The organism is Aeromonas sp. HMWF017, assembly GCF_003061465.1.
GTDB classification, from domain to species: domain Bacteria; phylum Pseudomonadota; class Gammaproteobacteria; order Enterobacterales; family Aeromonadaceae; genus Aeromonas; species Aeromonas veronii.
Window position 1 is genome coordinate 31,404 of sequence record NZ_QAJD01000186.1, and the last position, 7,673, is coordinate 39,076.

10 protein-coding genes are annotated in these 7,673 nt (G+C 58.6%); 2 read left to right on the plus strand and 8 right to left on the minus strand.

The features are described from left to right. Positions 1-916: ABC transporter substrate-binding protein (locus DBR30_RS22740; protein WP_258224535.1), on the plus strand; the 916-nt coding region annotated here is incomplete at its 5' end. Between the two features lie 94 nt (positions 917-1,010). On the opposite strand, the gene DBR30_RS20895 is transcribed toward DBR30_RS22740, so the two are convergent. Together DBR30_RS20895 and DBR30_RS20900 are read right to left on the minus strand one after the other, a co-directional pair. Further along, positions 1,011-1,403 (minus strand): DUF2750 domain-containing protein, encoded by a 393-nt coding sequence (locus DBR30_RS20895; RefSeq protein ID WP_005334204.1) that lies wholly within the window; start codon positions 1,401-1,403, stop codon positions 1,011-1,013. Positions 1,404-1,562: 159 nt separating this feature from the next. Continuing rightward, the gene (locus DBR30_RS20900; protein WP_108540237.1) at positions 1,563-2,111 is read right to left on the minus strand and encodes a hypothetical protein; all 549 of its coding nucleotides are present in this window, start codon (positions 2,109-2,111) and stop codon (positions 1,563-1,565) included. A 245-nt stretch (positions 2,112-2,356) separates the two neighbouring features. Here DBR30_RS20900 and DBR30_RS20905 point away from each other — a divergent pair, with 245 nt between their 5' ends. Next, entirely contained in the window at positions 2,357-2,605 is a 249-nt protein-coding gene (locus DBR30_RS20905) for a TIGR02647 family protein (protein ID WP_005334209.1), read from the plus strand. Here DBR30_RS20905 and DBR30_RS20910 read toward each other — a convergent pair. The 6 genes from DBR30_RS20910 to DBR30_RS20935 all read right to left on the minus strand — a co-directional run. Beyond that, positions 2,592-2,897, minus strand: a complete 306-nt coding sequence (locus tag DBR30_RS20910; RefSeq protein ID WP_108540234.1) for a hypothetical protein — start codon at positions 2,895-2,897, stop codon at positions 2,592-2,594. The genes DBR30_RS20905 and DBR30_RS20910 overlap by 14 nt on opposite strands. A gap of 90 nt (positions 2,898-2,987) precedes the next feature. Beyond that, positions 2,988-3,197, minus strand: a complete 210-nt coding sequence (locus DBR30_RS20915; protein WP_005302803.1) for a cold-shock protein — start codon at positions 3,195-3,197, stop codon at positions 2,988-2,990. Between the two features lie 208 nt (positions 3,198-3,405). After that, positions 3,406-4,506: a dihydrolipoamide acetyltransferase family protein gene (locus tag DBR30_RS20920; protein WP_108540231.1), complete on the minus strand. Its 1,101-nt coding sequence runs from the start codon at positions 4,504-4,506 to the stop codon at positions 3,406-3,408. Continuing rightward, complete coding sequence (locus DBR30_RS20925) at positions 4,503-5,489, minus strand: alpha-ketoacid dehydrogenase subunit beta (RefSeq protein WP_021231077.1); 987 nt, start codon at positions 5,487-5,489, stop codon at positions 4,503-4,505. Before DBR30_RS20925 ends, DBR30_RS20920 begins: the two co-directional genes overlap by 4 nt. Then, a complete protein-coding gene (pdhA, locus tag DBR30_RS20930; protein ID WP_108588508.1) occupies positions 5,482-6,570 on the minus strand; it encodes a pyruvate dehydrogenase (acetyl-transferring) E1 component subunit alpha in 1,089 nt (362 codons plus the stop codon). The genes DBR30_RS20925 and pdhA overlap by 8 nt, the downstream gene beginning before the upstream one ends. Positions 6,571-6,869: 299 nt before the next feature. Beyond that, positions 6,870-7,673, minus strand: an 804-nt coding sequence (locus DBR30_RS20935) for a hypothetical protein (RefSeq protein WP_108588509.1), incomplete at its 5' end; no start/stop codon positions are given.

Genomic DNA, 7,673 nt, shown 5'->3' on the forward strand with positions numbered 1-7,673 from the left:
GTTCTACAACCAGACCCCGCAATCGCCAATGGGGCTCTATCTCAACACCGCCGATCCGCTGCTGAATAATCTCGATGTGCGGCTCGGGATCCAGCATGCCCTCAACCTCGACAAGATGCTCACCACCCTGCTGCGGGGGGATTACCAGCGACTCAACAGTTATGGCTCAGGTCAGGGTGAGTTTACCAACAGCGAGATCAAGGCCCGTCCGTTCGATCCCAAACTGGCACGGGAATACTTTGCCAAGGCAGGCTTTAACAAAGTGGGGCCACAGGGGATTTTGCAAAACGACAAGGGGCAGTCACTGACCCTCGCCATCACCTACACCACAGCAGAGCACGCCCAGCGGCTCACGCTGTTGCGGGAAGAGGCCAAGAAGGCGGGGCTTAATCTGGAGCTCAACCTGATGGATGCCTCGGCCGGTTTCAAATCGATGTTGGAGAAAAAGCACCAGAGCGCCTGGATGGCCTGGGCGGGTAGCCGCTATCCCGCCTATTGGGAGTTCTTCCACAAGATCAACGCCAACAAGCCCCAGACCAACAACATCATGAACATCGATGATGACGCCATCACAGCCTTGGTGGAGCAGTATGACAAGGAGTTCGACTTTGCCAAAAAGGCGGCCCTGTCACGGCAAATCCAGCAGCGGCTCTATGAGCTGGCGAGCTTCGTCCCTGCCTATCAGGTGCCCTACACCCGGGAAGGAGCCTGGCGCTGGATAAAACTGCCAAAAGTACCTGCAACACCCAAGAGCGAGCAGCTTTACTGGCCTCTTGGGGGCGACAACAGCGGTTACAGCTATGGCGGTCTGCTGTGGATCGATGAAGAGCTAAAATCCGAGGCCAGGGCAGCCATCAAGAGCGGCAAGACCTTCCCGGCCGCGCCCATCATCGACACCACCTATCGCCAGCCCTGATAGCCACAACTCATTTGGCAAACAGACCTAAAACAAAGACCCCGCCAGATAGCGGGGTCTTTGTTGGCAACCGGTGTTGCGAATCGAGCGGTGATCAGCCGCGTTTGGCCTGCTTCTCGGCAATGGCGTCAGCCACGTCAGCCGGCTCCAGTACGATGCCTTCCTGATCCGGGGTCGGGAACACGGCAACACACAGCTCGTCCTGCTCCATACCGTCAACCCAGCGCTCCAGCCACACCTTGAGGGTGATGGACTGCGGCTTGCAATCGGCCCACTCACCTTCGGCCCACGCCTTGGCGTACTCCGGGTGCGGCCATACCGGGATGCAATCTTCATCGTCGGTGGTCAGCATCATGACGCCATGCTCGTCAGTCAGGACGAACAGCTCTTCATGCTCGACCAGCTTGCTGATGAAGTGATCGTAACGGTAATCAGCGTTCAGTTGCAGCGCGGCATTGCGCTCGGTGTCGCTCAGTTCATAGCTCATTGGCCAAGTCTCTCTCTCGATAAAGGGCGCCATGTTCACATCTTGTCGTCAGCTTGTCCAGCTTGCAGCCCCTTGGCACCGGGTGGGGAGGACAATGACGCAAATAAGGATAGAGCAGCCTCCTCGATAACGAGACCGCCAGCCATCATATTGCCCCTTTTACAGCGCAGGGGTGATCAGCTCCACATCAGGCTGCTCGCTCAGCTTTTGCCGCAGCCAGTAGGCGGACTCCACCTCGACAAAGCAGAGCAGATCTCGGCCATTGGCCGCCATCGCCATCAGCTGCTCAAAACGCAGCTGTTGTTGCTGCTCCCAGGCGGCAGCGAGTTTGGCACCGTGGGCCTCATCCACCACTTCGCGACGCAGCTCGAACAGGTTATCGGTGATCGGGCTGTTGATCTTGGCGGCGGTGTGCCAGTACATCAGCAGGTTATCCATCATCTCGCTGTCGTAGTTGGCCAGTGCATCCAGCTCGGGTGTATCACCGCTGTCGCTGGCGGCAAAATCACACCAGCCCGCATCGAGTGACGCCAGCTCATGAGCCCCCTTAGCATGCTTGCGTAACAGCGCAATGTCGGCCCCCTTGCGTGCAGGTAACCACACCTCGCCCTGATGGGCATCCAACAGGGACGTCAACGAAGCAGCGGGGTAAACCGGAAAGCGGGTACAAAGTGAATGCAGCAGGGATACCAGAGTGATCTTGACCATGAGCGATACCTTGAACAGGGCGGACAGCCACCAATAGACCGTCCGATATAAAGAAGTGCCCTATCCTACCACGTTTGGTCCGGCTCGGCCCTTGGCGAAGCTGTCAGCCAACCATCTGATTACGCCGAAAAAAACAGCATTTGAAACGCAGCATCCAGCCAAAGATCAATAATTTGAGCCAGCGCCCACTAAAGTGGATCCGGGGATGCTAGTTTGCATACATCTTTAGCGTAAGGAGTAAATCCATGATTGGGATCGACCAGGTTTCTAACGAATTCGTGAACGATTTGAAAATACTGGCATGCTTTGATCCGGCCAACATGAGCCTGGGGATTAAATTACGCAGCGATATGTCTGAAGAGTTGTGCCAGGCGGCAGCCCGTCTGCATCAACAGGGGCTCATCAGCGCAGAAGATGGCGGCTATCTCACCCCGTTTGGCATGACCATGGTTGAACACCTGCAACATCTGTTGGTCGCACTCAAACCGCTTTGACCGGCTGTGGTGCCCAGAGCGAAAAATTGAGTAGCTCCCAGCGCTCCCCTTGGTGAAGATGACAGGCAAACAGCAAAGGACCTTCGGGTCCTTTTACTTTGCCATCCACCAGCCACTCCCCCTCCCTTTCAGGCACAAGTCGCGCATTCACCTCATCGGGTTGCTGTGCAGTGCCCATCCGGACCTGGACAAATTGCTGGCAGATCACCTGCGCTTCCATCGCGGATTGAACCGGTACCGGCGCATCGGAGGTCGGAGTCAAGGTGGCAGCAAGCAGGAGCGATAGCAGCATGATTCAGCACATGGGAGTCAGTAGCAGAAGCCAGATAAACAAAAAGCCGTGGCACCAGAGGTACCACGGCTTTCTTAAATTCTGTAAGAATTACAGAGCGGTTACGTTCTCAGCCTGCGGGCCTTTCTGACCTTGGGTCACAGAGAACTGTACGCGCTGACCTTCAGCCAGGGTACGGAAACCGTTACCTTGAATGGCGCTGAAGTGAACGAAAACGTCCGGGCCGTTTTCTTGCTGGATGAAGCCAAAACCTTTGGTTTCGTTGAAAAACTTAACGGTACCGGTGATCATGTTAGACATATCTTTTAAACCTGTATTCAAAATAATTACTTATGCTTTTCAGCGGGTAAAGCTCAAAAAACGGGATTAACTTATGAACAACAGGACAAGATGTGAAACATCGTATTCATTGACATAACTATCGCCCTTTCAAGCTGGTTTGGATTATACGTGGCTTTGTAGATTACGCAAACAAATTTGTGCCCTGCCAATGACAGGGCACAATCCGTTATAAGGTGGCTGCTTCCAACGCTTCGACCAGCGCTCTGAGAAAACGAGCCGCCTCCCCGCCAGTACAGGCTCTGTGGTCAAATGTCATCGACAGCGGCAATGCCCTGACGGGACGCGCTTCACCGTGGATGAATACCACTTTTTCAAACAACTTGCCCGCCCCTATGATGGCCACCTGCGGCGGCGTCACGATAGGGCTGGCGTAGCGACCCGCGATGGCGCCGAAGTTGGTGAGCGTAATGGTCGCCCCCTGCAACATCTCGCGGGGCACGGCGCGCGCCTTCACATCGGCGATCATCCGATCCAATCCCTGCCGCAGATCGGCCCCCTCCCGCTCGGCCACATTCTCCATCACCGGCACATAGAGGCCATGTTTGGAATCCACCGCGATGGCCACATTGACCTCTTTGAACAGCCGTCTTGACAGGGTTTCACCATCAAACCAGGCATTCATCGAGGGCTCGGCGCGGCAAGCCACGCCAATGGCCTTGATCAGGCGTACCGTTACATCCTCATCAGGGCGCCAGTGACGCAAATCCACCTCGTCGGTGATGCTGACCGGCACTACCGTCTGATGAGAGAGCTCCATCGCCTTGGCCATGGCCCGCCGTGACCCTTTGAGAAACTCGTTGCCACTGCTTTGCTGAGCCTCGAACGCCTGCTGCACATCCAGCTCGGTCACCATACCGCCACTGCCACTTCCCTTGATCCGTTCGATATCCAGACCCAGTTTTTGTGCCAGCAGTCGCACCGCTGGCATGGCTTGTACCAGCGAGCCACCCGGGGCAATGGCCCCCACCACGAAGTGATCCTCGATATGCTGCTGATGGGCACTCACCTTGCCCACCACGGTGCCATCATCCTCACCCCCCTCGAATTCCACCAGTGGCGCACCGATATGGAGGATATCCCCTTCGGCGCCGCAGAGACGGGCGATCACCCCGGCCACCGGAGAGGGCACATCCACCAGCGCCTTGGCCGTTTCCACCGACAACAGCACCTGATCGACCTCGACGGTATCACCGGCACTCACCTTCCATTCGACGATCTCGGCTTCGGCCAACCCTTCACCCAGATCCGGTAATTTGAAAAATTTCATAGCCACTGGTTCTCCATCAGCTGATGAGCGGCATCGGCGATATCCTGCTCGGTGATGAGGTAATATGCTTCGTTGCGATAGTAGGGCACGGCTGCATCCACGCCGGTCAGCCGCTTGGGCGGCGCCTTGAGGCTGGGAAGTGCCTGCTCGGTCACCCGCGCCACAATTTCGGCCCCGACCCCGAAGCTGCCACACGCCTCATGCACCACCAACAAACGGCCGGTCTTGCGCACCGAGGTGAGGATGGTCTCCATATCCAGCGGCTTGATGGTGGCCAGATCCAGCACCTCGCACTGGATATCCTGCTCGGCCAGCAGGTTCGCCGCCCGCATCACCTCCTGAATGCAGGCTCCCCAGGCCACTACCGTGATATCCCGGCCTGGGCGCAGGGTGAAACAGACATCCAGCGGCAAGCCGACACCATCATCCACCACCTCGGATTTCATTGAGCGATAGATGCGGTCCGGTTCGAAAAACATCACGGGATCCGGATCGCGGATGGCCGAGAGCAGCAGGCCATAGGCGCGTCTCGGGCTGGAGGGGATCACTACCCGTAGCCCGGGAATATGGGCAAACAGCGCCTCGACACTCTCGCTGTGATGTTCCGGCGAGTGAATGCCTGCTCCATACGGGGAGCGATAGACGAGGGGGCAGGAGAGACGGCCACGGGTGCGGTTTCGCATCCGCGCCGCCTGACAGATGATCTGCTCCATCCCGGGGAAGATGAAGCCCTGAAACTGGAACTCGGCCACCGGCTTGAGTCCCTGGGTCGCCATGCCGACCGCCACCCCGGCGATCAGCCCCTCAGCCAGCGGCGTGTCGATCACCCGCTTGAAACCGAACTTGTCGCGCAGACCCACGGTGGCGCGAAACACCCCGCCGTTGACTCCCACATCCTCGCCCAGTACCACCACATCCGGGTCGTGCTCCATCTCGTAGTGAAGGGCCATGTTGACCGCTTCCAGCAAACTGATCTCACTCATGGCCAACCTCCTGCTTCATCCCCTTGGCTATCACTCGCTCGCGCTGGGGCAACAGTTCGGCGGGCAAGCTGGCGTAGTGATAATCGAGCATCGCCTCCGGTGGCTGGGGTGCCATCGCCTCATAGCGGGCGACCGCTTGCTCCACCTCTCGGGTGGCTTCCGCCAGCAGGCTCTGCTCCTGCTCTTCATCCCACCACCCTTTGCTATGCATAAACTGGCGCAGCCGCTTGACCGGCTCTTTCGCCCAGGCGGCCTCGACCTCGGCCCCATCGCGATAGCGAGTGGCATCGTCGGCCGTGGTGTGATCGCCGAGGCGATAACTGACCGCTTCTATCAGGGTCGGCCCCTTGCCGCTGCGGGCCCGTTCGACGGCACTGCGGGCGGCATCGTAGACCGCCACCACATCGTTGCCATCCACCTGCAGGCTGCGCACCCCTGCACCAATCCCCTTCTGGGCCAGCGTAGGAGCGCTCGATTGCAGCTTGCGCGGCACCGAGATAGCCCACTGGTTGTTGTTGACGATGATCACCATCGGCAGGTGCCAGACACCGGCGCAGTTGAGCCCCTCCAGAAAATCCCCCTTGGAGGTGCCGCCGTCGCCGATAGTGACCACGGCAACCCGCTGTTGATTACGCAGTTTGAAGGCAGAGGCAATACCGCAGGCGTGGGTGATCTGGGTGGCGATGGGGACGCAGATGGGGAGATCTTCAGAGGGAGTCCCATCGGGTTTGAGAAAATAACTGCCCCGCTCGTCACCGCCCCAATATTGCAGGTTTTTCTCCATCGGCACGCCCCGCACATAGAGGGTGGGCATGTCCCGATAGTAGGGAACGTAGACATCCTGCGGCTGCATGGCGAGACCAATGCCAATCCCCACGGCTTCTGCACCGAGATGGGAGGGAAAAGTACCGAGCTTGCCGGTTCGTTGCAGCGCTATCGCTTTTTTGTCATAGCTGCGCACCATCACCATATTGCGGTAGAAGGTGTGCAGTATCGCCTTGTCCAGCCAGGTCGGTAAGGTGGCGACCGGGCACCCTTCCGCATCGAGGTAACGAAGGAAAGGGATGTCGACATGGGTCATAACTGGCTCCTTGCCGTTGTGAGCGCCACCGATACTGGTGACACCTAGATGTAAATACCTTGTTAAATAAAAAGCAAAGGAATTTACTCAGGTAAGACCAGTAGAAACTTCTTTAAAGTAACGAAGGAGCTGAATTTTCGGCGATGAGAGGCAAGGTATGCCGTAAATGGTGCAACTTTGCAGCGCTGAAGACAGGATGCCAAATGTTGAAAAGGGGAGCCTGGCCCCCCTTGAGTTACTTCAGTCCGTGGTTACTTCAGTCCGCGGTTACTTCAGTCCGCGGTTACTCGAACCAACAGTTACGCCAGCCAGTGTTGCAGCTGGCGGGCCATGCCGGCTGGCAGCAGGTGAGCGCGACTCAGCAAGCGGCTGCGCCAGGGCTCGGCCAGCAAGGTGGGGCAAATTCGCATCTCCCGTCCCCTGTCAGCTACGCGCACCAACCGATCGATGAGGGTCTCCAGCGGCGGATGCTCCGGCCAGTGGGGATAGAGATCGGCAGTCGTGATACCGGCCAGCTCGCACACCCGCTCCTCTTCCTCATCTTCCTTCTCATCAACCATTGGCCAGGGGTGAAGCACATGCAGCCAGCCCGGCCGTGCCGCCTCCAGCAACTGGCCCAGGGTCGGCTGCGCAAAGTGGGGATCCCCTGCAGCTTTGAGCAGATGGCGCGCCCCCGCCAGCACCACAACACCGCGCGCGGGAAGTGCAAGAAGATAGTCGGCCAGCGCCTGATCCCGCCCCCTGTTGTGCTGCTGCCACCGCTCCGGGCTCATCTCCTGCCACTCGAATAAGGGCTCGCAGAGATGCACCCGCAGCCGCATATGTGCAGGGCGCGCCAGATTGCTCTGGCGCAGGGCAGCGAAGAGGGCCGGAAACTCGGGGGCCATCCAGGCGGGAAAGGCGCAGGAGTCGAGCCAGACCGGATAGAGCCGCGCCAGCGTCAGCGGCTCCCCCTGCCTGCTCTCCTCCCCCGCCAGCCAGGCATCGAGCAACCCCTGATGGCGGCGGTTGCCGCACTCCAGCACCAGATCGGTCATTATTCCCCAGAGCGCCGGATCGCAGAGCCAGGCGTGCTGACGCCGGATAAAGTCGGGGTGCCAATG